22 protein-coding genes are annotated in these 23,111 nt (G+C 59.6%); 11 read left to right on the top strand and 11 right to left on the bottom strand.

Annotation, left to right across the window (positions count from 1 at the left end; all coding sequences use genetic code 11):
* Positions 1 to 1,053 carry a patatin-like phospholipase family protein gene (locus EOL43_RS11290; protein WP_133488591.1) on the top strand — a complete coding sequence of 351 codons (1,053 nt, stop codon included), beginning with the start codon at positions 1 to 3 and terminating at the stop codon, positions 1,051 to 1,053.
* Here the strand turns inward: EOL43_RS11290 and EOL43_RS11285 are convergent.
* Together EOL43_RS11285 and EOL43_RS11280 are read right to left on the bottom strand one after the other, a co-directional pair.
* Positions 1,050 to 1,679, bottom strand: coding sequence for a LysE/ArgO family amino acid transporter (locus EOL43_RS11285; RefSeq protein ID WP_133488589.1), 630 nt, complete (start codon positions 1,677 to 1,679; stop codon positions 1,050 to 1,052). The two genes, EOL43_RS11290 and EOL43_RS11285, sit on opposite strands and share 4 nt — an antisense overlap.
* Positions 1,676 to 2,422: a DUF502 domain-containing protein gene (locus tag EOL43_RS11280; protein WP_133488588.1), complete on the bottom strand. Its 747-nt coding sequence runs from the start codon at positions 2,420 to 2,422 to the stop codon at positions 1,676 to 1,678. Before EOL43_RS11280 ends, EOL43_RS11285 begins: the two co-directional genes overlap by 4 nt.
* A 212-nt stretch (positions 2,423 to 2,634) precedes the next feature.
* Here EOL43_RS11280 and ligA point away from each other — a divergent pair, with 212 nt between their 5' ends.
* The 3 genes from ligA (at position 2,635) to EOL43_RS15575 (ending at position 7,109) form a co-directional block, all read left to right on the top strand.
* Positions 2,635 to 4,764, top strand: a complete 2,130-nt coding sequence (gene ligA / locus EOL43_RS11275) for an NAD-dependent DNA ligase LigA (protein ID WP_133488586.1) — start codon at positions 2,635 to 2,637, stop codon at positions 4,762 to 4,764.
* Positions 4,764 to 6,854, top strand: a complete 2,091-nt coding sequence (recG, locus tag EOL43_RS11270) for an ATP-dependent DNA helicase RecG (protein WP_133488585.1) — start codon at positions 4,764 to 4,766, stop codon at positions 6,852 to 6,854. The genes ligA and recG overlap by 1 nt, the downstream gene beginning before the upstream one ends.
* A 132-nt stretch (positions 6,855 to 6,986) precedes the next feature.
* A complete protein-coding gene (locus EOL43_RS15575; protein WP_255464714.1) occupies positions 6,987 to 7,109 on the top strand; it encodes a hypothetical protein in 123 nt (40 codons plus the stop codon).
* A 201-nt stretch (positions 7,110 to 7,310) separates the two neighbouring features.
* On the opposite strand, the gene EOL43_RS11265 is transcribed toward EOL43_RS15575, so the two are convergent.
* Entirely contained in the window at positions 7,311 to 7,754 is a 444-nt protein-coding gene (locus EOL43_RS11265) for an iron-sulfur cluster assembly scaffold protein (RefSeq protein ID WP_133488584.1), read from the bottom strand.
* Between the two features lie 70 nt (positions 7,755 to 7,824).
* On the opposite strand from EOL43_RS11265, the gene hisI reads away from it, so the two are divergent.
* Positions 7,825 to 8,184 carry a phosphoribosyl-AMP cyclohydrolase gene (hisI, locus tag EOL43_RS11260; RefSeq protein WP_133488581.1) on the top strand — a complete coding sequence of 120 codons (360 nt, stop codon included), beginning with the start codon at positions 7,825 to 7,827 and terminating at the stop codon, positions 8,182 to 8,184.
* A 64-nt stretch (positions 8,185 to 8,248) separates the two neighbouring features.
* Here the strand turns inward: hisI and gluQRS are convergent, their stop codons facing one another.
* The 5 genes from gluQRS to gyrA all read right to left on the bottom strand — a co-directional run bounded on the left by gluQRS (position 8,249) and on the right by gyrA (position 14,170).
* Positions 8,249 to 9,112, bottom strand: coding sequence for a tRNA glutamyl-Q(34) synthetase GluQRS (gene gluQRS, locus EOL43_RS11255; protein WP_133488579.1), 864 nt, complete (start codon positions 9,110 to 9,112; stop codon positions 8,249 to 8,251).
* A 13-nt stretch (positions 9,113 to 9,125) separates the two neighbouring features.
* Entirely contained in the window at positions 9,126 to 10,472 is a 1,347-nt protein-coding gene (gene trmFO / locus EOL43_RS11250; protein WP_133488577.1) for a methylenetetrahydrofolate--tRNA-(uracil(54)-C(5))-methyltransferase (FADH(2)-oxidizing) TrmFO, read from the bottom strand.
* Between the two features lie 368 nt (positions 10,473 to 10,840).
* Positions 10,841 to 11,233, bottom strand: coding sequence for a VOC family protein (locus EOL43_RS11245; protein WP_133488575.1), 393 nt, complete (start codon positions 11,231 to 11,233; stop codon positions 10,841 to 10,843).
* Entirely contained in the window at positions 11,223 to 11,447 is a 225-nt protein-coding gene (locus EOL43_RS11240; RefSeq protein WP_133488572.1) for a hypothetical protein, read from the bottom strand. Before EOL43_RS11240 ends, EOL43_RS11245 begins: the two co-directional genes overlap by 11 nt.
* The gene (gene gyrA / locus EOL43_RS11235) at positions 11,444 to 14,170 is read right to left on the bottom strand and encodes a DNA gyrase subunit A (protein WP_205669546.1); all 2,727 of its coding nucleotides are present in this window, start codon (positions 14,168 to 14,170) and stop codon (positions 11,444 to 11,446) included. Before gyrA ends, EOL43_RS11240 begins: the two co-directional genes overlap by 4 nt.
* 196 nt (positions 14,171 to 14,366) lie before the next feature.
* Between gyrA and ctaA the strand changes: the two genes are divergently transcribed.
* The 3 genes from ctaA (at position 14,367) to EOL43_RS11220 (ending at position 17,889) form a co-directional block, all read left to right on the top strand.
* Positions 14,367 to 15,515 carry a heme A synthase gene (ctaA, locus tag EOL43_RS11230; protein WP_133488571.1) on the top strand — a complete coding sequence of 383 codons (1,149 nt, stop codon included), beginning with the start codon at positions 14,367 to 14,369 and terminating at the stop codon, positions 15,513 to 15,515.
* 2 nt (positions 15,516 to 15,517) lie between these two features.
* Positions 15,518 to 16,996, top strand: coding sequence for a carboxypeptidase M32 (locus tag EOL43_RS11225; RefSeq protein WP_133488569.1), 1,479 nt, complete (start codon positions 15,518 to 15,520; stop codon positions 16,994 to 16,996).
* Positions 16,997 to 17,310: 314 nt separating this feature from the next.
* Entirely contained in the window at positions 17,311 to 17,889 is a 579-nt protein-coding gene (locus EOL43_RS11220) for a transglutaminase-like cysteine peptidase (RefSeq protein ID WP_166636241.1), read from the top strand.
* Between the two features lie 96 nt (positions 17,890 to 17,985).
* Here the strand turns inward: EOL43_RS11220 and EOL43_RS11215 are convergent, their stop codons facing one another.
* The 3 genes from EOL43_RS11215 to EOL43_RS11205 form a co-directional block, all read right to left on the bottom strand.
* A complete protein-coding gene (locus EOL43_RS11215) occupies positions 17,986 to 18,606 on the bottom strand; it encodes a hypothetical protein (RefSeq protein WP_133488565.1) in 621 nt (206 codons plus the stop codon).
* Between the two features lie 272 nt (positions 18,607 to 18,878).
* Positions 18,879 to 19,115: a hypothetical protein gene (locus EOL43_RS11210; RefSeq protein ID WP_133488563.1), complete on the bottom strand. Its 237-nt coding sequence runs from the start codon at positions 19,113 to 19,115 to the stop codon at positions 18,879 to 18,881.
* A 7-nt stretch (positions 19,116 to 19,122) separates the two neighbouring features.
* A complete protein-coding gene (locus EOL43_RS11205) occupies positions 19,123 to 19,776 on the bottom strand; it encodes an alpha/beta hydrolase (RefSeq protein WP_133488561.1) in 654 nt (217 codons plus the stop codon).
* Positions 19,777 to 19,963: 187 nt separating this feature from the next.
* On the opposite strand from EOL43_RS11205, the gene iscR reads away from it, so the two are divergent.
* The 3 genes from iscR to sufB all read left to right on the top strand — a co-directional run bounded on the left by iscR (position 19,964) and on the right by sufB (position 23,089).
* The gene (gene iscR / locus EOL43_RS11200; protein ID WP_133488559.1) at positions 19,964 to 20,425 is read left to right on the top strand and encodes a Fe-S cluster assembly transcriptional regulator IscR; all 462 of its coding nucleotides are present in this window, start codon (positions 19,964 to 19,966) and stop codon (positions 20,423 to 20,425) included.
* Between the two features lie 69 nt (positions 20,426 to 20,494).
* A complete protein-coding gene (locus EOL43_RS11195; RefSeq protein WP_133488557.1) occupies positions 20,495 to 21,538 on the top strand; it encodes a cysteine desulfurase family protein in 1,044 nt (347 codons plus the stop codon).
* Positions 21,539 to 21,565: 27 nt separating this feature from the next.
* Positions 21,566 to 23,089 carry a Fe-S cluster assembly protein SufB gene (sufB, locus tag EOL43_RS11190; protein WP_133488555.1) on the top strand — a complete coding sequence of 508 codons (1,524 nt, stop codon included), beginning with the start codon at positions 21,566 to 21,568 and terminating at the stop codon, positions 23,087 to 23,089.
* Positions 23,090 to 23,111: the final 22 nt, after the last annotated feature.

The following is a 23,111-nucleotide window of genomic DNA, read 5'->3' as shown; positions in this document are numbered from 1 at the left end:
ATGGCCTCGCCCAAGCGGATCAATCTGGCCCTGCAGGGTGGAGGCGCGCATGGTGCCTTCACGTGGGGCGTGCTGGATTGCCTTCTGGAAGATGAAGGGATCGAGATCGCCGCAATCTCGGGCACGTCGGCGGGGGCCTTGAACGGCGCTGCCGTAAAGGCGGGGTTGGTCGCGGATGGCAAAGGCAATGACCGCGACGCGGCACGGGCGTCTCTGGATGCGCTGTGGCATCGTCTGGCGGGGGTCAATGACCTGCGCCTGACCACATGGTTTGCCCAGTTCGCCCCGCACAGTGACCTGATCAGCCAAGCGTTGGAAGCGACGCCGGTTTTCGCGTGGGCCGACATGGCCAGCCGCGTGGTCAGCCCTTACGCCTATGGTCCGTTTTATGCGAACCCGCTGAAATCGGTGGTGGAGGCGTTCGACTTCGAACAGGTCTGCGCCGATACCGGTCCCAAGCTGCATGTCTCGGCCACCAATGTGCGGACCGGTAAGATCCGAGTGTTTCAGGGCGACGAGATCTCGACCGAGGCGATCCTTGCGTCGGCTTGCCTGCCAACGCTGTTCCAAGCGGTCGAGTTGGAGGATCCAAAAACAGGCACGGTCGAGGCCTATTGGGATGGCGGTTATACCGGCAACCCGGCGCTGTTTCCGCTGTTTGACCGCGCGCTGCCTGCCGATGTGGTCGTGGTGAATATCAACCCACTGTTCCGGCCGGACGTGCCCACCACCGGGCAGGACATCCAGAACCGCATCAACGAGATTAGCTTTAACTCGTCGCTTCTGCGCGAGTTGCGGGCGATCAGCTTTGTAAAACGCCTGATTGCCGAGGGGCAGATGTCCTCGGACCAGATGCGGGACGTGCTGGTGCATATGATTGCGGATGACGCCTTGATGCGGGACCTGTCCATCGCGACCAAACTGATCCCAACCGCCGTGATGTTGTCACGGTTGAAAGAAGCCGGGCGTCAGGCCGCCAAAGCTTTCCTTGCCGCGCATCGCAGCGACCTGAACACCTGCAGCACCGTCGATCTGGAAGAGATGTTTGGTTAGTGCAGCGTGCCGTTCAGGACGCCTAGCAATAGCTTCGCCGCAATGGCCCACATCACCACACCAATGATCACGTCGAGAACCCGCCACGAGGCGGGTTTTTGCATGACGGGGGCCAAGAACCGTGCGCCGTAGCCCAGCGAAAAGAAAAACACGAAGCTAGAGATCACTGCGCCCGCACCAAAGGTGATCCGGGTGGGCCAGTCGGGATACGACGTCGAGATCGCACCGATCAGGCCCAGCGTGTCCAGATAGACATGGGGGTTGGCCCAGGTGAAAGCCGCCGCGATTGCCAGAGTGGCCCACAGTCCACGCGATTTGCCTGCGATCTCCATCGCGTAGTTGCCTTTCCACGCTGCCGTGAAGCGCATCAACCCGTAGACGATCAGAAAAGCGGCCCCGGCCAGTGCCATGATAGTGGGTAGGGACGGCATCGCCTCGACCAAAGCGCCAAATCCGGCGATGCCTGCGGCAATCAAGAACGCGTCCGACGCCGCACAGAACAGGCACAGCCCAAAAACATGCTGCTTCATCAATCCTTGCCGCAGCACAAATGCGTTCTGCGCTCCAATCGCAAGGATCAGGGAAAACCCGGTGGCAAATCCGGTCAGGGCAGGCGCGATGCTCATGCGTCGTCGGCTTCCGCCGTCGGTTGGCTTGGATCTTTCGCGTTCGGATAGACCAGCCCGGCCGAGATCACCAGCTTCGCTGCATCTTCGACCGTCATGTCCAATTCGATCACCGAATGGCGTGGGACGAACAGCAAGAAGCCCGAGGTCGGGTTCGGCGTCGTCGGCAGAAAGACCGAGATGATGTCCTCGGCCACCGGAATGCGCATGTCGACCTCGCCTTTGGCTTTGGTCGAGATAAAGGCAATCGCCCAGATCCCTTTGCGGGGGTATTCTACCAAACAGGCCTTGTCGAACTTGGTGTCGGTCGACTGGCTGAACACGGTTTCGGCGATCTGCTTCAGACCGTTGTAAAGCGAGCGTACGACCGGCATGCGGTCCACGATCCCTTCGCCCCAGGACAGGAATGATCGACCAATCAGACCCTTGGTGATCCAGCCCACCAGTACGGTGAAAATCAGGAACACCACCACGCCAAGACCACGCACGTTGACGCGGACATCCTCGCCAAACAGCATCTTGAACCAAGTGCTGTCGCCAAACAGCCAGTCAATCAGGGCATCCGGTTGATAGGCGGCGGGTACAAACGGCAGAACCCAGCTGTCGATCCAGCCCACGAAGGTCCAAATCAGCCAGATGGTGATGGCAATGGGAACCACGACCACAAGGCCCGCAAGGAAGTTGTTGCGCAGGCCGGTAAAGGGGCGCCACTTGCGCCTGTGATGGTCGTCCTGATCGTGCATGAAGGTGGGTTCCCGTATCTTCTTGCGCGAAACTTATGTGCTCGGGGTGAAATCGGCAATAGCCGTAACGTCAATTTGCTCTGTTCAGTATCTTGTGAAGCCGGGATTTTCAGGGGCTTAGGCGTGCGCTGCGCGGGTTGGGGGTGGACGCGCTGTGACGGAACCGCATATCACTTTCCTAAGTGACCCATTCAGAAAGTAGCCGACCCCCGATGACCGCGCCCAGCCCGATCGCCGTAAATGACCTGACCGAAGCCCAGGCGAAAGACGAACTTGCCCGGTTGGCCGCGCTTCTGGCCGCTGCCAATCTGGCCTATCACGGCAAGGACGCGCCCGAGATCTCGGACGCGGAATACGATGCCGCAAAACGCCGAAATGCCGAGATCGAGGCGCGTTTTCCGCAGCTGAAACACGCCGACAGCGCCTCGGATCAGGTGGGGACCGCGCCCTCGGACGGATTCGGCAAAATCGCGCATGAGGTTCGGATGCTGTCCTTGGGCAACGCGTTCAGCGACGAGGATGTTTCGGAGTTCGAGGGGCGCATCCGTTCGTTTCTTGGGCTTTCTGCCGATGCGCCGCTGGCTTTGACCGCAGAGCCGAAGATTGACGGGCTGTCGCTGTCGATCCGCTATGTGCATGGAAAGCTGGTCCATGCCGTGACCCGTGGGGACGGATCGGTGGGCGAGAACGTCACGGAAAATGCACTTACAATCAAAGATATACCGCAGGTTCTTGAAGGTGCTCCCGAGGTGCTGGAGGTGCGGGGCGAAGTCTATATGTCCCACGAGGATTTCGCGGACCTGAACGCCCGCTACACGGCGCGCGGCGGTAAGAGTTTCGCAAACCCGCGCAACGCGGCTGCAGGCTCATTGCGCCAGTTGGATGCCTCGATCACCGCGGATCGTCCGCTGCGTTTCTTTGCCTATGCATGGGGCGCGCTGTCGGCGCCGTTGGCCGAAACCCAAATGGGTGCGGTCGAACGTCTGGCAGCACTTGGGTTCCAGACCAACCCGCTGACCCAGAAATTTACCGATCTTCAAGACCTTCTGGCCCATTATCGCAGCATCGAAGCACAGCGCGCCACGCTGGGCTATGACATTGACGGAGTGGTCTATAAGGTGGACGATCTGGCGCTTCAGGCGCGACTTGGCTTCCGTTCGACCACGCCGCGATGGGCGATTGCGCACAAGTTCCCGGCGGAAAAGGCGTGGACGCGGTTGGAAGCCATCGATATTCAGGTCGGACGCACCGGCGCGCTGTCTCCGGTCGCGCGGCTGCATCCGGTGACTGTGGGCGGGGTCGTTGTGTCCAACGCCACGCTGCACAACGAGGACTATATTGCCGGGCGCGACAATACCGGGGCCGAGATCCGGGGCGGCAAGGACATTCGCGTCGGTGACTGGGTCGAAGTTTACCGCGCCGGGGACGTGATCCCCAAGATCTCGGACGTGGATCTGTCGAAACGGCCCGAGGGTGCAGCGGTCTTTGAATTTCCTGATGCCTGCCCGGAATGTGGATCAGATGCGATCCGGGACGAGGGCGATGCGGTGCGTCGCTGCACAGGCGGCATCATCTGTCCCGCGCAGGCCGTTGAAAAACTGAAGCATTTCGTCTCGCGCGGGGCGTTTGACATTGACGGTTTGGGGGCCAAACAGGTCGAGATGTTCTATCACGACGAATTCCTGCCAATCCGCGAACCCGCTGATATTTTCACGCTGAGATCCCGCGATGCGGGGCAATTGGCGCGGCTGAAAAACCGCGATGGTTGGGGCGAGAAAAGCGCCGAAAACCTGTTTCAAGCGATTGAAGAACGTCGCGCAATACCTTTGAATAAAGTGATTTTTGCGCTTGGTATTCGCCACGTTGGCGAAAGCGCGGGAAACCTTCTAGCGCGCCATTATGGCACGTGGGAGGCGTTCGAGACCGCTGTGACCGCCGCCACGCCAGGCACGCCGGAATGGGACGATCTGGTGTCTATCGACGGTGTCGGCGCTGTGATGGCCGGGTCGCTGGTCGCGGCCTTCGCGCAGGACCGTGAACGGGCCTCGATCGACCGCTTGGTGGCGGAATTGGACGTGCAACCCGTCGAAGCGCCGAAAACCGAAGGCAGCCCCGTCGCGGGCAAGGTTGTCGTCTTCACCGGCACGCTCGAAAAGATGACCCGGGCAGAGGCCAAGGCTCGCGCGGAATCTCTGGGCGCGAAGGTCTCGGGTTCGGTCTCGGGCAAGACGGATTTGCTGGTAGCCGGTCCGGGCGCGGGATCGAAGGCCAAGAAAGCCGCCGATCTGGGTGTTGAAACCATCGATGAGGACGGCTGGCTTGAGCTGATCGGAGACGCCTGATGTCCACCCGGCCCGAAATCCTGTTCCCTCTGTTCGCCAAGCTGGAAACGCTGGGTGGGATCGGGCCGAAGACTGCCAAGTCTCTGGAAACGCTTGGGATAACTCTGCCGCGCGACCTGCTGTTCTGGCTGCCCCATGCAGGGATCGACCGTAAATTCCGCGCCTCGGTCACCGAGGTTCAGCCGGGCGACATGGCCACGGTCGAGGTTGAAGTCGGTCCGCATCGCCCCGGACGGTCGAAGAATGCGCCCTATCGGGTCGAGGTCTCGGACCCTCTTACGACGTTTGAGCTGGTGTTTTTCCACGCCAATACACGCTGGCTTGAGCAGCAGCTACCAGTGGGTGCGAAACGTGTGATCTCGGGCAAGGTTGAGCACTTCGACGGGCGTGCGCAGATCGTGCATCCAGATTTCATCCTGCCGCCGGGCGAGGTCGGGCTGATCCCTGATTTCGAACCGGTTTATCGCCTGACTGCGGGTGTCACTGGCAAAACAGTGATCAAGGGCGTGGGCGATATTCTGACCCGTCTGCCGATGCTGCAGGAATGGGTCGATCCCGCCTTGAAAGAGCGCGAGCACTGGCCGGACTGGCACGAGGCGTTACGCGCGGCCCATACACCCGAAGGCCCGGACGATCTGTCTCCGCAATCCCCTGCGCGGCGTCGGCTGGCCTATGACGAGTTCTTCGCGCATCAACTGACGCTCGCATTGGCCCGCGCGACCGTGCGGCGCGGCAAAGGGCGGGTCAGCATCGGCACCGGCGCGCTGCGCGACAAAGTACTGGCTGCGCTGCCCTATACCCCCACCGGCGCTCAATCCCGCGCGGTCGAGGAGATCGCCGCCGACATGGCGGCCGGTACCCGGATGAATCGTTTGCTGCAAGGCGATGTGGGCGCAGGCAAGACGCTGGTCGCGCTGTTGTCGTTGCTGATCGCTGTCGAAGCGGGCGGGCAGGGCGTGATGATGGCCCCCACAGAAATCCTGGCCCGTCAGCACTTGGAAGGGTTGCGCCCACTGGCCGAGGAAGCCGGTGTCGTGGTTGAGATCCTGACGGGGCGTGACAAGGGCGCGGAACGGCGGCGCAAGCTTGAGGCGCTCAAGGCTGGTGATATCCACATTCTGGTCGGCACCCACGCGGTGTTCCAAAAAGATGTGGAGTTTCAGGACCTTCGTCTTGCCGTCGTGGATGAACAACACCGGTTCGGTGTGGCCCAACGGATGGAGTTGGGTGCGAAAGGCACGGCGTCGGATGTGCTGGTGATGACCGCCACGCCGATCCCGCGCAGCTTGGCGCTGGCGCAGTATGGCGACATGGATGTCTCGGTGCTGGACGAGAAACCTCCAGGCCGCAAACCCATCAAAACGGTGCTGATCAACACTGGTCGGCTTGAGGAAGTGGTTGAACGGCTGCGCAGCGCGATTGCCGAAGGTGCGCAGGCCTATTGGGTGTGCCCGCTGGTCGAGGAAAGCGAGGTCATGGACATGACCGCGGCCGAGGAACGGTTCAAACATCTGCGTGCCGCCTTGGGTGAAGGTGTCGTCGGTATGGTGCACGGTCAGATGGCAGTCACCGAGAAAGACGCCGCGATGGCGGATTTCGTGGCTGGTAAGACCAAGCTGCTGGTGGCCACCACAGTCATTGAGGTGGGCGTGGACGTGCCCAATGCCTCGATCATGGTGATTGAACGGGCGGAGCATTTTGGACTGGCGCAGCTGCACCAGTTGCGCGGACGCGTTGGGCGCGGGCAGGCGGCCTCGACCTGTTTGTTGATGTATCAAGCGCCGCTGACCGAGGGCGGTGAGAAACGTCTGTCGGTGATGCGAGACACCGAAGACGGGTTCGTAATTTCCGAGGCAGATCTGGAAATGCGCGGGGCGGGGGATGTGCTGGGCACGGCGCAATCCGGCCTGCCGCGCTTCTGGGTCGCGGATTTGGAACATCAAGCGGGACTGATGGCCGTGGCGCAAAAAGACGCGCGTTTGTTGCTTCAGCAGGACCCGGATCTGAGTTCGCCGCGGGGGCACGCTGCCCGTGTTCTTCTGTGGCTCATGCGACAGGACGAAGCGATCCGTTTGATTTCAGTGGGTTAGCGCTTTTGTTCTCAAAAGTTCACAAATGTTCTTAAAAAGTTCTTTACAGAACGGTCTTCGATATGCGAACAAAATAGCAACACGGATGCAGTGACACACACTGCCCAGAAGACAGAGAGCAGGAGTAACCCCATGTTGAACGATGTCAAAATCGCATTGTCCCGGTCCTCGACCACGATTGTCTCGGACACGCTTGGGGCGATTTCCTTGCTTGTGCTGCTTTTGGGTGCGTTGCATCTGCCCGGGATGATCTGATCCCAACCAGTTTCTGCCTGCGGATGGTCTGATCCAGCATCATGTCCCAACGAAGCCTTCTGTCCCGAAGCCTTCACGATGCCTTCGACGGAGTACCGCCCGTCACCTGCCTGTCGGAATGTTTGCCTCTTCCCGACGCTATTTGGATGACCTGAACCGCATCACTTCCGCCGCCTCCCTGCCAGGAGCGCGGCGTTTTTTTTATGCGTTGGCTTTGGCGTTGTCGAAGGCCTCGATGGCGGCATTGAAGGCCAACAGGATCGAGGCGTGGCGGTTTTTAAACTCACGCGCGGGCTGCAGCACTTCATAGCCATCGAAGGGGGCCGTGGGGACGGGGCCAGCGTCTTTCAGCATCGCCGCGAGTTCGTCGCGGCCACGTTCCAAAGTGGGGCGATCCAATCCGATGATGACTTTTCCAAGGATCGACGCGGACGCCTGGCCTAGGGCGCAGGCTTTAACGTTTTGCGAGTAGTCCGAAATGTGATCCCCGTCGAGTGTCAGCGCTGCTGTCACGGTCGATCCACACAGCGGCGAGCGGGTTTTGGCCTCGCCCTGTGGCGCCTCCAACGGGGCCTGATGCGGGATCGCGGCTGCCAAGGACAGGATCTGCTTGGAATAAAGCTTGATCAGGTCAGTATCGCTCATGTCCGGGCCTTTCGTCGGGCGTTCTTACGCTCTACATAGAAGCGCAGTACCGGAAAGAAAAGGACAGGCCATGACATTTGATGTGAGCCAGCTGAAGTTTGACGACAAGGGCCTGATCCCGGCCATCGCGCAAGATGAAGAAACCGGTGAGGTTTTGATGATGGCGTGGATGAACCGTGAGGCGGTCGAGAAGACGCTCGAGACGCGCCGCGTCACCTATTGGTCGCGCTCGCGCCAGTCGTTCTGGATCAAGGGCGAGACCTCGGGCCATGTGCAAGAACTGGTAGATTTCCGGTTTGATTGCGACAAGGATTGTCTTCTGGTGCTGATCCGCCAGACGGGTGCCGCGTGCCACACCAATCGCCGGACGTGTTTCTATACCGCCGTGCGAGATGGGGAAGAGGTCGAGCTGATGGCGCCGATGGCGTAATGTCACGCCGGGGGTTTTGCACCCCCGGACCCCCGCAGGATATTTTTGGCAAGAAAATGTGGGTTTACAGGCCCACCATGCGACGGATGTCGTCGGGAGTTTTACCTTCCGCACGGTAAGTCGCGATGGCGCGGGCGTCGTCCCGTTTGGCGAGGCGCTTGCCGCCTTCATCGCGGATTAGGCGATGGTGGTGATAGATTGGTGTGGGTAGCCCCAAGAGGCGTTGCAGCAGCACGTGGATGTGTGTGGCGGGCTGGATGTCTTTGCCGCGCACCACATGGGAGATGCCTTGAGCGGCGTCGTCCAGAACAACGGACAGGTGGTAGGAGCCAAGGAAATCGCGGCGCGAGAGGACGATGTCTCCGACCCCATCCACCATATTTAGGGCAGGGGTGCAGAGGGTCTCGTCTTTTACCGACGATTGCTCGGTGTAGCAGAATTCGGACTGGTCGACTGCGTCGAGCGCCTTTTGCATGTCCAAGCGAAGGGCTTGGTGCTCGGGGAAGGCCGTGCGGCGGTCGGTCTTTGTGCGGCAAGTCCCCGGGTAGATTAATCCGTCAGGGCCATAGGCGGGTTCAGCGCCTTCTTGAGGGGCGCTGGCAGCGAAGGCGATATCGCGACGGGTGCAGGTGCAGGGGTAGAGTAAGCCACGGTCCCAGAGGATGTGGAGCGCTTTCTCGTAGTCTGACAGCCGGTCCGACTGGCGCATGGGCGTGTCGTCCCACGTGATGCCGAGCCATTTCAGATCGTCATAGATCTGCTCTTCCCAGTTTGGGCGGGAACGGGTACGATCGATATCTTCGATCCGCAGCAGGAATTGGCCCCCAACAGAACGCGCCATGTCATGTGCCAGTAACGCAGAATAAGCGTGGCCAAGATGCAGTGGGCCAGTGGGGCTGGGCGCAAATCTGGTTATGAAGTCAGTCATTTGCGCGCAGCCGTCATGAGAAGTTCGTCAGCCAATCCGACCATTCCACTTTGGCGCGGTCGGTATAGGCTTTGTAGCGATCCTTTCGCCCGCGACGTCCGCCTTTCAGCCCGTCAACCGGCCGGAAGAGGCCGAAATTCACGTTCATCGGCTGGAAGGTTTTCGCTTCAGCCCCGCCGGTGATGTGGTGGATAAGTGCGCCCATCGCGGTGTCTTGCGGTACGGTGGGTAGGTCGAGCCCCAGAATTTCCGCAGCAGCCAGACGGCCAGCCAGCAGCCCCATGGCGGCGCTTTCCACATAGCCCTCAACCCCTGTCACCTGACCCGCGAAACGCAGGTTCGGGCGAGATTTCAGGCGCATCTGGTTGTCCAGAAGCGTGGGCGAGTTCATGAAGGTGTTACGGTGGATGCCACCCAGACGCGCGAAAGAGGCGTCCTCTAGGCCGGGGATCATCTTGAACACCTCAGCCTGCGCGCCGTATTTCATCTTGGTCTGGAAGCCCACGATGTTGAACAGCGTGCCAAGTGCGTTGTCGCGGCGCAGCTGCACAACGGCATAGGGCTTGTTTTCAGGGTCATGGGCGTTGGTTAAACCCACCGGCTTCATTGGACCAAAGCGCAGGGTTTCGCGACCACGTTCGGCCATCACCTCGATCGGCAGGCAGCCGTCGAAATAGGTGGCGGTTTCGCCCTCGTGGAACTCAGTCTTTTCAGCGGCGAGAAGTGCGTCGATGAAAGCCTCGTACTGCTCCTTGGTCATTGGGCAATTCAGATAGGCTTTGCGCTCTTCCTCGGTCTCGCCCTTGTCATAGCGCGACTGGGCCCAGGCCACGTCCATATTGATCGTGTCGGCATAGACGATGGGGGCGATGGCGTCGAAAAAGGCCAGACGTTCAGCGCCGGTTTCGCGGGCGATTGCCTCGCCAAGCGCGGGCGAGGTCAGGGGGCCGGTTGCGAAAATCCAGTTGCCGTCTGTCGGCAGCTCCGAGATCTCGCCATATTCCACGCGGATGTTGTCGCGGCCGCGCAGCTTTTCGGTGACGGTAGCGCTGAACGCTTCGCGGTCCACGGCAAGCGCGCCGCCAGCGGGCAGGCGGTGCTGATCGGCGGTGGTCATGATCAACCCGTCCGCCTGGCGCATCTCCCAATGCAAAAGGCCCACGGCGTTCTGTTCGTCATCATCCGAGCGGAAGGAGTTCGAGCACACCATCTCGGCGAAATCGCCGGTTTGGTGGGCGAAGGTTTCCACCTGTGGGCGCATTTCGTGCAAAACCACGTCTACACCCATATGCGAGGCCTGCCAGGCCGCTTCCGATCCGGCCATTCCGCCGCCGACGATATGCAAAGTCTTGTCTGTCATGACCCGCAGATAGGGCATCATCCGGAAAAAGAAAAGCCCGCCATGGGGAATGGCAGGCTTTTCCGGGTGAGGGAAAATTCACCCGTGCCCCGGTAATCGGGGACGCCCTTCCTGATCTTTGGGGTGGGGTGGACCAGAAAGGATTTGCTGTAGAAAAAACAGATCAATTCAAATTGCCGTCAGGCAATAGGAAGTCTGGTAACTCGTCAAATAAGAAGTTGTTCTTTGATCCTAGTGAGCGCGTTAGGGTTGAAGTCAATATATGGGCAATTGAGGCAAAAATATGAAGATGCGTGGCGAGACTGTGTGAAAAACACACTTCTAGGCAGATTTTCCGCGCCTAGATTCAGCCAAAGACCGTGCGGAAATCAGGGGGTGTTTGGTTGCATCAGGTCCCACGGATTGCCGTGAAGGTCTTCAAAGACGACAACCTTTCCATAGGGTTCTGTGCGCGGCGGCTCGCGGAAGGTCACACCGAAGCGCTGCATCCGGGCAAACATCCCGTCGAAGTCATCGGTGAATAGGAAGTGACCGACCCGTCCGCCCGCCTGATGCCCGATGGTGACGGCTTGTTCGCCAATGGCCTTTGCAATCAGAAAGGCCGTTTCGGCCTTGGGGTGAGGCGCCATACGCACCCACCGCTTGCCTCCGCCCATTTCGGTGTCTTCAAGCAGCACAAACCCAAGCGCGGACTGGAACCATGTAATGGCCTTGTCGTAGTCGTTGGTCAGAAAGGTGACGAGGGCGAGGCTATTTTGCATTCCGAGCTTCTAGTGCAGCGGCAATGCGTTCTTGTGCCTCGGCTTGGCGGATTGAAAGCTCAATCAGCTTTTCCTGCCCCTGCCGAAGCTCGTCGGTTTTCGCGACATGTTCGGACAGATAGCGGCGGTAGGCATTCTGTTGATAGCGGGACAGGGCGACCATCGCGATGATGATCGCTCCTCCGAATATGAACAGCGTGAGCGAATAGCTCATTCTTCGGCGCCGCTATCTTCATCGTCTTCCGACGATTCGACGATCCGCGCGACCGACACGACCTCTTCGCCTTTGCCGGTGTTGAAGACCTTTACGCCGCCAGCGCCACGCGATCGGAAGCTGATGCCGTCTACGGGGCAGCGGATCGACTGGCCTTTCGAGGTTGCCAGCATGATCTGGTCAGCGATCTCGATCGGGAAGCACGCAACGATGTCGCCGCCCTTCATCGCGGCTACACCTTGGCCACCACGGCCGCTGACGCGGTAATCGTGGCTGGACGTCAGGTTGCCGATGCCGGTTTTGTTGATCGTGACCAGCAGGTCATTGGCAGCTAGCATCTCTTGATACCGCTCTTCGCTCAGATCGCTGGACACGTCTTCGCCCGAGTCTTCGTCAGCATCACTGCCAAACTCGCCACGGAAGCGCTTGATGAAGGCACCGCGTTCGTCCGGGGTCGCATCGAAGTGACGGATGACCGAGGCCGAGACGACCTCGTCCCCGTCATTCACCAGCTTGATGCCGCGCACACCGGTAGAGGACCGCGAGTTGAACACGCGCACATCCGTGACGGGGAAGCGAATGGCGCGACCACCCGAGGTCACCAGCATCACGTCGTCATTCTCGTCACAGATGCGGGCATTGATCAGGCGGGTGCCCTCGTCGTCACCTTCGAACTTCATCGCAATCTTGCCGTTCGACTTCACATTGGTGAAGTCAGACAGGCGGTTGCGCCGGACCGAGCCCTTCGACGTGGCAAACACGATCTGCAGATCGTCCCATTCTTTCTCGTCCCGATCGACGGGCAGAATGGCGGCGATCGACACACCGGTTGGGATCGGCAGGATGTTCACCAGTGGTTTGCCCTTGGCGGTGCGGCCACCTTGGGGCAGACGCCAGGTCTTCAGCTTGTAGGCCATGCCGTCATCTGTGAAGAACAAAAGCTGCGTGTGGGTGTTGGCCACGAAGAGGGTCGTGATGACGTCTTCGTCCTTGGTCTGCATCCCCGACAGACCTTTGCCGCCACGCTTCTGCGCGCGGAAATCGGCCAGCGGCGTGCGCTTGGCCCAGCCCGAGGCGGTGATGGTCACGACCATATCCTCGCGCTCGATCAGGTCTTCGTCGTCCATGTCGCCGGACCAGTCCACGATCTGAGTGCGCCGCGGCACGGCGTAAGCGTCTTTCACCTCATTCAGCTCGTCCGAGATGATCGACATGATCCGCTCGCGCGAGCGCAGGATGTCCAGATAGTCGCGGATCTTTGCAGCGAGCTCTTGAAGTTCGTCCGTGACCTCTTTCACGCCCATTGCGGTCAGACGTTGCAGGCGCAGCTCCAGAATGGCGCGGGCTTGCGTTTCGGACAGGTTATAGGTCCCGTCGTCGTTCATCTTATGGGTCGGATCGTCGATCAGCTGGATGTATTCCGCGATGTCAGCGGCGGGCCAGCGACGGGCCATCAGGCGCGCGCGGGCGTCTGCGGGATCAGCCGAGGCGCGGATCGTTGCAACCACTTCGTCCACGTTCGACACCGCCACAGCCAGACCACACAGGATATGGCTGCGCTCGCGTGCTTTGCGCAGTTCAAACGCGGTGCGACGCGTAACAACTTCTTCGCGGAAGGTGATGAAATGGCTCAGGAAATCGCGCAAAGTCAGCTGTTCAGGACGACCGCCGTTAAGGGCCAGCATATTGCAGCCGAAGCTGGTTTGCATCGGCGTATAGCGGAACAGTTGGTTCAGCACGACTTCGGGCGTCGCGTCGCGCTTCAGCTCGACCACCACGCGGACACCGATCCGGTCGCTTTCATCCTGAACAGACGAAATTCCCTCGATCTTCTTCTCGCGCACAAGCTCAGCGATCTTTTCGATCATCGAGGCCTTGTTCACCTGATAGGGGATCTCGTCCAGCACGATGGCATAGCGGTCCTTGCGGATCTCTTCCACGCGGGTCTTGGCGCGAGTGATGACGCTGCCACGACCCTCCAAATAGGCTTTGCGGGCACCAGAACGACCCAGCATGACACCACCGGTCGGGAAGTCGGGGCCGGGGATGTATTCCATCAGCCCTTCGGATGTCAGGTCCGGATCCTCGATCAATGCCAGCGTGCCGTCGATCACTTCGCCCAGGTTGTGTGGTGGAATGTTCGTGGCCATACCCACCGCAATACCACCTGCGCCGTTGACCAGCATGTTGGGGAAACGGGCGGGCAGGACGGTCGGCTCAAGGTCCTTGCCGTCATAGTTGTCGGTGAAGTTGACCGTGTCTTTTTCAATGTCTGCCAGCAGCGAGGCCGCAGGCTTGTCCATCCGCACTTCGGTGTAGCGCATAGCCGCCGGGTTATCCCCGTCCATCGAGCCGAAGTTGCCCTGACCGTCCAGAAGCGGCAGTGACATGGAGAACGGCTGTGCCATACGCACGAGCGCGTCATAGATCGCACTGTCACCATGCGGGTGGTACTTACCCATCGTGTCGCCCACTGGGCGGGCGGACTTGCGATAGGGTTTGTCGTGGCTATTGCCAGTCTCGTACATCGCATAGAGGATGCGGCGGTGCACCGGCTTTAGGCCGTCGCGCAGATCCGGGATGGCCCGGCTCACGATCACGCTCATCGCGTAATCGAGATACGAACTTTTCATTTCCTCTTCGATGGAAATCTGGGGGCCGTCATAGACGGGGCGCTCGGGCAAATCGTCCATGTTTTCCGGGGTATCAGGGGTATCTGTCACGTTGTCCGCCGTTTTGGTGCGTTTCACACTATATATAGGTCAGGCCACCTTAACAGAACGCTCGATCTGGGGGCAACCAAAAGGGGCCATTTGAAGCGATCTGCGGGCGATTTTTTGCGGGAATTCCCGCGCTTTGGCCCCTTGGCATTCCGGGCGGCTAAGGCCATTATCGCGCAAACGCGAAACGGAGAGCCAGATGTCCAAGCCCCGCAGCATTTTCGAGGAAGTCAGCGACACCAAAGACGAGGTGCGCGACACCCCCAAGACCGGCGCGATTGAACGCGGATCGGGCGGTGGTGGCGCACGTGGGGCCATCCGGCTGTGGCTGATGCTGCTCTTTGCTTTGGTGGCCATCATGGTCGTCGTAGGCGGTCTGACGCGCCTGACTGATTCTGGCCTGTCGATTACTGAATGGGCGCCGATCACCGGAGCGATGCCGCCGATGGATCAAGCCGCGTGGGAGGCTGAGTTCGCCAAATATCAGCAGATCCCCGAATTCAAGCTGCAAAACAGCCATATGGATCTTGAAGCCTTCAAGACCATCTATTGGTGGGAATGGGGCCATCGCCAGCTGGGCCGCTTCATCGGTTTGGTCTGGGCCATTGGCTTCTTCGGCTTTCTGGCCGCCCGCAAGATCCCCAATGGATGGACAGGGCGGTTGCTACTTCTGGGCGCGCTTGGCGGGCTACAGGGCGCTATTGGCTGGTGGATGGTGTCCTCGGGCCTGACGGGGGATCGTGTCGACGTCGCCTCGTATCGCTTGGCAACCCATCTGGGGCTGGCCTTCGTGATCTTGGGCTTCATTGCGTGGTACATCCTGCTTTTGGGCCGGAAAGAGGCCAACCTGATGGCGGCGCGCCGCCTGCGCGAGCGCAAGCTGTTTGGTATGGGCACGGGGCTGTTGCATCTGGCATTCCTGCAGATCCTGCTGGGCGCATTGGTCGCGGGGATCGACGCAGGCCGTTCGTTTGTGGATTGGCCGTGGATGGCCGATCAGTTCTTCCCGCCAGATGCCTTCGACATCACGCCGCTGTGGCGCAACTTCTTTGAGAACGCAGGCCTTGTGCAATTCATGCACCGTATGGTGGGTTATCTGCTTGTGATCTTCGCCATTGTTGTCTGGCGCATCTCGCGCAAGTCGGGCAATCAGATGGTCCGTACGGGCTTTACTTTGGCCTGTCTGATGGTTGGTGCGCAGGCCGTACTGGGCATCGCAACCGTCCTGCAAGCCTCCCCTCTGCATGTGGCCATCACCCACCAAATCGGCGCGATGCTGGTGTGGGTTCTGGTCCTGAACGCCCGCTTCCTTGCGGGCTATCCCACCGAACAAAGCCTTCGGAGCTGATCATGAGCGCATTTGACGATCTGATGGAATTTGCCCGCGATACGCAGGCTTTGGGCGAAGTAGCAGGCCGTTTGGGCTGGGATCAGGAAACCGTAATGCCCGAGGGCGGCGCACCGCAGCGGGCCGAGGAAATGGCCGCGATGGAGAAGATCCTCCATGCCCGCCGCAACGATCCGCGCATTGGCGACTGGCTGGAGGCCATCGACGAAAGCGCGTTGGATGATGCAGGCCGCGCCCAGATCCGTGAAATCCGTCGTGCACGCGACCGCGCTGCGAAAGTGCCTGTGGCGCTGGCGGCAGAACTGGCCCGTGTCACGTCGGCTGCGCAGGGCAAATGGGCCGAGGCGCGCGCCGCGAATGATTTCGCGGCTTTCCAGCCGGTTCTGGAAGAGGTCGTGAAGCTGCGTCGCGAGGAAGCCAGTGCTCTGGCCGATGGCGGAGACCTTTACGACGCGCTGTTGGATGATTACGAGCCGGGCATTACCGGGGGTGACATCCAGACGCTGTTTGACGCGATGCGCCCACGTTTGGTGACCCTGCGCGACAAGGCGCTTGGCGCGGCCAACCAGCCTGAAATTCTTGTAGGCAATTGGGCCGAGAAGAAACAGCTGAAGCTCTCGACCAAGCTGGCGAAAAGCTTTGGCTATGATCTTAAGCATGGGCGGATCGACAAGGCGGTACACCCGTTCAGCTCGGGCTCGGGCTTGGATGTGCGGATCACTACACGAACCTCGGAAGGGGATCCGTTCAACTGCTTCTATTCCACGATTCACGAGGTCGGGCACGCCTGTTACGAACAGAACATCGACACCGCCTATTTGCTGACGCCAATCGGGCGCGGCGCGTCGATGGGCGTGCATGAAAGCCAATCGCGTATCTATGAAAACCAACTGGGCCGCTCGCGTGCCTTCACCGGCTGGCTGTTTGACCAGATGGAGAAACGCTTTGGAAAGACGCCGGCCAGCGATGCGGACGCGTTCTATAGGATGGTAAACCGGCTTCAGAAGGGCTTTATCCGCACTGAAGCGGACGAGGTTCAGTACAACCTGCACATCATGCTGCGCTTCGATCTGGAGCGTCGCCTGATCGGCGGCCAGCTGGACGTGGCGGATCTGGAGACCGCGTGGAACGAACGCTTCGCGGCGGATTTCGGGTACGCGGTCGACAAGGCGTCAAACGGCGTGTTGCAGGACGTACATTGGTCCGTGGGTCTGTTCGGGTATTTCCCGACCTACGCGCTTGGCAACATCTATGCGGGGTGCCTCTATGACGCCCTGCAAAGCGACGTGCCTGAGCTGGACAAACAGCTGGGGCAGGGGGATTCGTCCGCGGCCACAACATGGTTGTCAGACAAACTGCAACGCTATGGCAGCCTGCGGACACCGCGCGAAACGATCGAACATGCGACGGGCAAGCCTGTCTCGGTCGAGCCATTACTGGCGTATTTGGAAGACAAGTTCGACGGTATCTACTTCCGCTAACATCCTATCGCTTTTGGGGAAATTGCTTCTCCTGCACCCCGTTCACGCGCTTTATCTTGCGGCCATGCCTGAGTGTGGTCGGCGGATTTATGCGCGCTTAAGGCGTGTGCGTTTGGTCTGAATCGCAAAAATGATGCAGTAAGACCTTACGTAGGACTGTTTTTGGCCACTTTTCCCGGCCAGGCTGCTGTCTTGCAGGGGGGACAGCAAGGTTGCTGCTGCCAAGGGTACGATTTGTAAATGTTTGTGCCTTAAAGCTGGCAACCTATGGAGGTTGAAGAATGGCCGAGAGCTCGTGTCTCGACAAGATAGGTATGTCTGGTCGCACTACCCTACGCGCAATTGCCCTTGCTGCTTTGGCAAGCTTCACTGCGCCCGCAAATGTATTTGCAAGCGGATCTGATTTTCTGACATCGCGCGGGTTGGGAACGGCCCCTCCCGGCGCGCAACGCTTGTGTTCCACCTATAGCTGGGCCTGCGCGCGCGGATCATCCAGCGCTGTGGTCACCCAAGGGCAGATGCAGGTTGTTCGCGCAGTAAACTCGCAGATCAATCGATCAACCCGTGCCATTGAAGATCGCCAACAATATGGCGAGGCGGAGCGTTGGGCGATGCCCACCAGCCGGGGGGGCGATTGCGAAGACTACGCGTTGGCCAAGAAACGGGCGTTGATTGGCAAGGGCATTGATCCCCAGAGATTGCTGATCGCCACCGTTTTGGATCGCAGCCGACGTCCACATGCTGTGCTTATCGTCCGCACGGATGAAGGGGACATGGTGCTGGACAATGTCACCAATTCGATCCGGAACTGGCGCGACACGCGCTATGTTTTCTTGCGGATGCAGGATCCCAATCGCCCGTCGCGTTGGGTGAATGTCATCGCAGGTGGCTAAGCCCCAGTGAAACTCGGACCGGTTTGCGGGTTTGCAGATCAGTCAGGTGAAAAGGCGCGCCATGGGCGCGCCCTTCTTTTTCAGGCTGATGCGCAATCAGTTGTCGCACCCATCCGGAACTCTGACACGGGTCTGCGTTTTAAGGGGATCGCTCGATCCACCTCCGCCGGTGCAGCCACGCGGATCTGGATTGTCACCGGGACCGTCTCCATCACCTGTCGGATCAGGATTGTCTCCAGGGCCGTCCCCGTCCCCTGTCGGATCAGGATTGTCGCCAGGGCCCCCGGGATCAGGATTGTCTCCGCCGCCCGGACCATCACCGCCACCGGGGCCATCCCCGCCACCGCCACCGGGCTTCTTAGGTCCGTCGCCGGGACCAGGACCAGGTGTCGGAAGGACGTCAACAGTGTCGCCATCCTTGTCGCGATGCGAAGGTCGTGTAACGACCGTTGCAGTCGGCAGCGCGTTCAACGCGTCGGCAAATGCCGGGCATTGTTCCGTGACGCCAGCCAAAACGGTAAGGAATTCATCCTGACGTTGGATATACCGTAGCATCTGCGTGGTTACGATTTTGCACTCGCAAAGCCTTGCTGGTTCCAGCGAAAGCTTCGCCGTCATCAAGTTACAGGATTTTTGAGCTTGCGCGATCTGTGCGGATCCCCCCCAGACCGCACCGGCCATTACAAGCGCGGCCAGCGCTGTCTTACGTGTAAGCATTTTCACCCCTCTTAAAGTTCTGCTTCACAAATTCTTTGGTCGAAAAAGACACTAACTTGAGTCAAATAATGTTCAGTTTGACACAGATTTTGGGGGATTGCCACAATTGAGTTCTAAATGCGACGGAATTGCGGCCAAGTTGCCTTGGGTAAAGTGAAAAATATTCTAAAATAGAGGTATAGATGATCTGTTGAAGGGGAAATATTGGCTGGATTCTCTACCGGAGATGAGAGTTATGACTCCCAGGTTTTGGCCTTTTGAACCCGGTCGATTCACTCAGATTTCGCGACGTCCAGTGTCTCTTTTTCCAGTAGCTGCCGAAGGGTTTCACGACCGCGCGCCTCTGCCCGGCGGATACGGACGGCGGTCATGAACGCCTCTTCCAGCGTGGTGGAAGACGCACCGATGGTTTTCTTCACTTCATCCACCAATGCGTCATTTCCGGTCATCCGTGCGGCATCAAGAACTTCCTGAGCCAGCTTGTCGGCGACTTGTTCCAGCAGGTCCATGATGGCCTCAGCGCGTGGTCTCGGTCAGGCGACGGCGGACATATTCGTCCACATGGGTGATCATCGTGTCCATATGGTCGTCTTCAAAGAAGTGACCCGAGCCCTGAATTTCCTCATGGGTGATGCTGATGCCCTTCTGCTCGTGCAGTTTGTTGACCAGCGTATGGGTGTCCGCCGGCGGCGCCACGCGGTCGGCGGTGCCGTTGATGATCAGGCCCGAGCTGGGGCAGGGCGCCAGGAAGCTGAAGTCATACATGTTTGCGGGCGGGCTGACCGAAACAAAGCCGGTGATTTCCGGACGGCGCATCAGAAGCTGCATGCCGATCCATGCCCCGAACGAGAACCCGGCAACCCAGCAATGCTTGGCGTTTTGGTTCATCGATTGCAGGTAGTCCAGTGCCGAGGCCGCATCCGACAGCTCGCCCACGCCTTGGTCGTATTCGCCCTGGCTGCGGCCTACGCCACGGAAGTTAAAGCGCAGCACGTTGAAGCCCATGTTGTGGAAGGCGTAGTGCAGATTATAGACGACCTTGTTGTTCATCGTGCCTCCGAATTGCGGATGCGGGTGCAGGATGATGGCGATGGGGGCGTCTTTTTCTTTCTGAGCGTGATAGCGGCCTTCAAGTCGGCCTTCGGGGCCTGCAAAAATCACTTCGGGCATCTGGTCTGGGCCTCTTTTCGTTTGTCTGGGGTCGCTCGCGGCCGGGAAACCGGTTTTCTTGACGCTGGCTGACCCGCACCATAATACGGAGTTGGTGATCCGGACGCGGCGCGGCCGCATACTCACCAGTCCTAAGTGACCTAGTGGTCAGGGCCGAAAAGGTCAATGTTTTTGCAGGGGGAACGGTATGAAGCTGTCCACAAAAGGCCGATATGCAATGGTTGCGCTGGCGGATCTGGCAATGCAGGACGAAGGCGCGCTTCTGTCGTTGACCGATCTGGCCAAACGGCAGGACATTTCGCTTCCCTATCTCGAACAGCTTTTCGTGAAGTTGCGTCGCGCCGGACTGGTCGACAGCGTCCGTGGGCCGGGCGGTGGCTACAAGCTGGCGCGCTCGGCGTCTGACATTCGAGTGTCCGAGGTACTGGAAGCGGTGGATGAAACCGTATCAGCCATGCATAAAGGCGCAGGCGCGTCCGGCGCGTCGTCGGGATCGCGCGCGCAATCCATGACCAACCGGTTGTGGGAAGGTCTGTCTGCCCATGTCTATGTGTTCCTGCACCAGACCCGCCTGTCGGATGTGGTGAAGAACGAACTGACCCCATGCCCCGCTGTCCCCACGCTGTTTTCGGTGGTGGACGAGGACTAGGCCGCTTCGCGGCGATTTTAGGCCTTCGGCGAGGATATTTATGGCAAGAAAATGCGAAGGAGTGCGCCGGTGAGCCGCGTGTATCTGGATTGGAACGCCACGACGCCTTTGCGGGCCGAGGCCAAGGTCGCGATGATCGAGGCGATGGAGCTTGTGGGCAACCCGTCCTCGGTCCATGCCGAGGGCCGCGCGGCGAAAGGCTTGATCGAACGGGCGCGTAAGGATATTGCGGCTGCGCTGGGGGCTGAGGGGGCGGATATCATCTTTACGTCCTCGGCGACCGAGGCTGCGGCGCTGGCTTTGGCCGGGCGGGGGCTGTCCTGTGCGGGCATTGAACATGACGCCGTGCGATCGTGGTGTGTGGAGGAGCTGGAGATTGACGCGCAGGGCGCTGTGAGTGTTCCGGACCCTGCACGCAGCACGTTGCAGCTGGCAAATTCCGAGACCGGGGTGATCCAATCCTTGCCGGAAGGCGTAGTCATGACAGATGCCACGCAGGCGTTCGGCAAGATCCCTTTTGCCTTCAACTGGTGCGGGGCGGACATGGCGATCGTGTCGGCCCATAAGCTTGGCGGCCCCAAAGGCGTTGGCGCGTTGATCGTAAAGCGCGGTACCGACATCGAGGCGCGGATCAAAGGGGGCGGGCAGGAAATGGGGCGCCGCTCGGGGACCGAGAACGTCATCGGGATCGCTGGGTTTGCCGCTGCGGCCACCGCCGCTCAGAAAGATTTAGAGGCCGGAACATGGTCGAAGGTCGAGAAACTTAGAAAGATTCTAGAAAACACCATTGCGGAATCGGCGAATAAGACTATTTTTGTCGGGAAAGACGCGAACAGGCTTCCCAACACCTCGTGTTTCGTCACTCCGGGCTGGAAAGGTGAGACGCAGGTGATGGTGATGGACCTGGCCGGATTTGCGGTTTCCGCGGGCTCGGCCTGTTCATCGGGGAAGGTAAAAACCAGCGCTGCTTTGGCGGCAATGGGATTTGACCGGGATCATGCGGGATGCGCTTTGCGCGTCTCGCTTGGCCCCACGACGAGTGAGGATGAAGTCCGGGCCTTTGCACAGGCTTGGCTTCGCGAACATGAGAAATTCCGCGCGCGGGGACGCTGATCCCTCGTCGGATTGAAAGGATAAAAAGTGGCCGGTTTGGACGAGCTGAACGTCAAGGAAGGCGTTGAAGAAGAGACCGTGGAAGCGGTGAAATCCCTTGCCGGGACTTATAAATACGGCTGGGAAACCGAGATCGAGATGGAATACGCCCCCAAAGGCGTGAACCCCGATATCGTCCGGCTGATTTCCGAGAAAAACGACGAACCCGAATGGATGACCGAATGGCGTCTGGAAGCGTTCGCACGGTGGGAAAAGCTGGATGAACCCAGCTGGGCGCTGCTGAACTATCCGGAAATCGATTTTCAGGACCAGTATTACTACGCCCGTCCGAAATCGATGGAAGAGAAGCCCAAGTCGCTAGACGAGGTCGACCCCAAGCTGCTGGCCACCTATGAAAAGCTGGGCATTCCGCTGAAAGAGCAGATGATCCTGGCGGGCGTCGAAGGCGCCGAGGATATGCCCGCCGAAGGCCGCAAGGTCGCTGTGGACGCGGTGTTTGACTCGGTGTCCGTGGGTACGACTTTTCAGGCCGAGTTGAAGAAAGCTGGCGTCATCTTCTGCTCGATCTCGGAAGCGATCAAAGAGCATCCCGAGCTGGTGAAGAAGTATCTTGGTTCGGTGGTTCCGGTCTCGGACAACTATTATGCGACGCTGAACTCGGCCGTGTTCTCGGATGGGTCGTTCGTCTACATCCCGCCCAACACCCGCTGCCCGATGGAGCTGTCGACCTATTTCCGCATCAACGCGGAGAACACCGGCCAGTTCGAGCGCACTTTGATCATCGCCGATAAAGGGAGCTATGTCAGCTACTTGGAGGGCTGTACCGCGCCGCAACGCGATACCGCGCAGCTGCATGCTGCTGTGGTTGAGATCATCATCGAAGAAGACGCCGAGGTAAAATACTCGACCGTTCAGAACTGGTTCCCCGGCGATGAAGAAGGCAAGGGCGGCATCTACAACTTCGTGACCAAGCGCGCGGATTGCCGTGGCGATCGTTCGAAAGTAATGTGGACGCAGGTCGAGACCGGTTCGGCTGTAACCTGGAAATACCCGTCCTGCATCCTGCGCGGCGCCGAAAGCCAGGGCGAGTTCTACTCGATCGCGATCACCAACAACTATCAGCAGGCCGATACTGGCACGAAGATGGTGCATCTGGGCCGTGATACCAAGTCGCGCATCGTGTCCAAGGGGATCTCGGCGGGCAAGGCTCAGAACACCTATCGTGGTCTGGTGTCGATGCACCCGAAAGCCAAGAACTCGCGCAACTATACGCAGTGCGACAGCTTGCTGATCGGTGATAAATGCGGGGCGCACACGGTTCCCTATATCGAGGTGAAGAACAACTCTTCCCGGGTTGAGCACGAGGCGACCACATCCAAGGTGGACGAAGAACAGATGTTCTATTGCCGCCAGCGGGGCATGGACGAAGAAGAGGCCGTGGCCCTGATCGTCAACGGCTTCGCCAAAGAGGTGCTGCAAGCCCTGCCGATGGAATTTGCGATGGAAGCCCAACAGCTTGTGGCGATCTCGCTTGAAGGGTCTGTGGGCTAACCCCCGGCCAATGATATTTGAC

The organism is Aliiroseovarius marinus, from assembly GCF_004360145.1.
Taxonomy (GTDB): domain Bacteria; phylum Pseudomonadota; class Alphaproteobacteria; order Rhodobacterales; family Rhodobacteraceae; genus Aliiroseovarius; species Aliiroseovarius marinus.
Note: the sequence above shows the minus strand (reverse complement) of the source record. Positions and strands in the feature narration are given on the sequence as shown.

Excerpts from the sequence above, each read along its gene's own strand:
- EOL43_RS11285 (WP_133488589.1), bottom strand. The coding sequence starts at position 1,679 with ATGAGCATCGCGCCTGCCCTGACCGGATTTGCCACCGGGTTTTCCCTG.
- hisI (WP_133488581.1), top strand. The coding sequence starts at position 7,825 with ATGACATTTGATGTGAGCCAGCTGAAGTTTGACGACAAGGGCCTGATC.
- gluQRS (WP_133488579.1), bottom strand. The coding sequence starts at position 9,112 with ATGACTGACTTCATAACCAGATTTGCGCCCAGCCCCACTGGCCCACTG.
- EOL43_RS11215 (WP_133488565.1), bottom strand. The coding sequence starts at position 18,606 with ATGCTTACACGTAAGACAGCGCTGGCCGCGCTTGTAATGGCCGGTGCG.
- EOL43_RS11280 (WP_133488588.1), bottom strand. The coding sequence starts at position 2,422 with ATGCACGATCAGGACGACCATCACAGGCGCAAGTGGCGCCCCTTTACC.
- EOL43_RS11205 (WP_133488561.1), bottom strand. The coding sequence starts at position 19,776 with ATGCCCGAAGTGATTTTTGCAGGCCCCGAAGGCCGACTTGAAGGCCGC.
- EOL43_RS11220 (WP_166636241.1), top strand. The coding sequence starts at position 17,311 with ATGTCTGGTCGCACTACCCTACGCGCAATTGCCCTTGCTGCTTTGGCA.
- ctaA (WP_133488571.1), top strand. The coding sequence starts at position 14,367 with ATGTCCAAGCCCCGCAGCATTTTCGAGGAAGTCAGCGACACCAAAGAC.
- EOL43_RS15575 (WP_255464714.1), top strand. The coding sequence starts at position 6,987 with ATGTTGAACGATGTCAAAATCGCATTGTCCCGGTCCTCGACCACGATT.
- ligA (WP_133488586.1), top strand. The coding sequence starts at position 2,635 with ATGACCGCGCCCAGCCCGATCGCCGTAAATGACCTGACCGAAGCCCAG.
- EOL43_RS11245 (WP_133488575.1), bottom strand. The coding sequence starts at position 11,233 with ATGCAAAATAGCCTCGCCCTCGTCACCTTTCTGACCAACGACTACGAC.
- EOL43_RS11240 (WP_133488572.1), bottom strand. The coding sequence starts at position 11,447 with ATGAGCTATTCGCTCACGCTGTTCATATTCGGAGGAGCGATCATCATC.
- recG (WP_133488585.1), top strand. The coding sequence starts at position 4,764 with ATGTCCACCCGGCCCGAAATCCTGTTCCCTCTGTTCGCCAAGCTGGAA.
- EOL43_RS11225 (WP_133488569.1), top strand. The coding sequence starts at position 15,518 with ATGAGCGCATTTGACGATCTGATGGAATTTGCCCGCGATACGCAGGCT.
- iscR (WP_133488559.1), top strand. The coding sequence starts at position 19,964 with ATGAAGCTGTCCACAAAAGGCCGATATGCAATGGTTGCGCTGGCGGAT.
- trmFO (WP_133488577.1), bottom strand. The coding sequence starts at position 10,472 with ATGACAGACAAGACTTTGCATATCGTCGGCGGCGGAATGGCCGGATCG.
- EOL43_RS11210 (WP_133488563.1), bottom strand. The coding sequence starts at position 19,115 with ATGGACCTGCTGGAACAAGTCGCCGACAAGCTGGCTCAGGAAGTTCTT.
- EOL43_RS11290 (WP_133488591.1), top strand. The coding sequence starts at position 1 with ATGGCCTCGCCCAAGCGGATCAATCTGGCCCTGCAGGGTGGAGGCGCG.
- EOL43_RS11265 (WP_133488584.1), bottom strand. The coding sequence starts at position 7,754 with ATGAGCGATACTGACCTGATCAAGCTTTATTCCAAGCAGATCCTGTCC.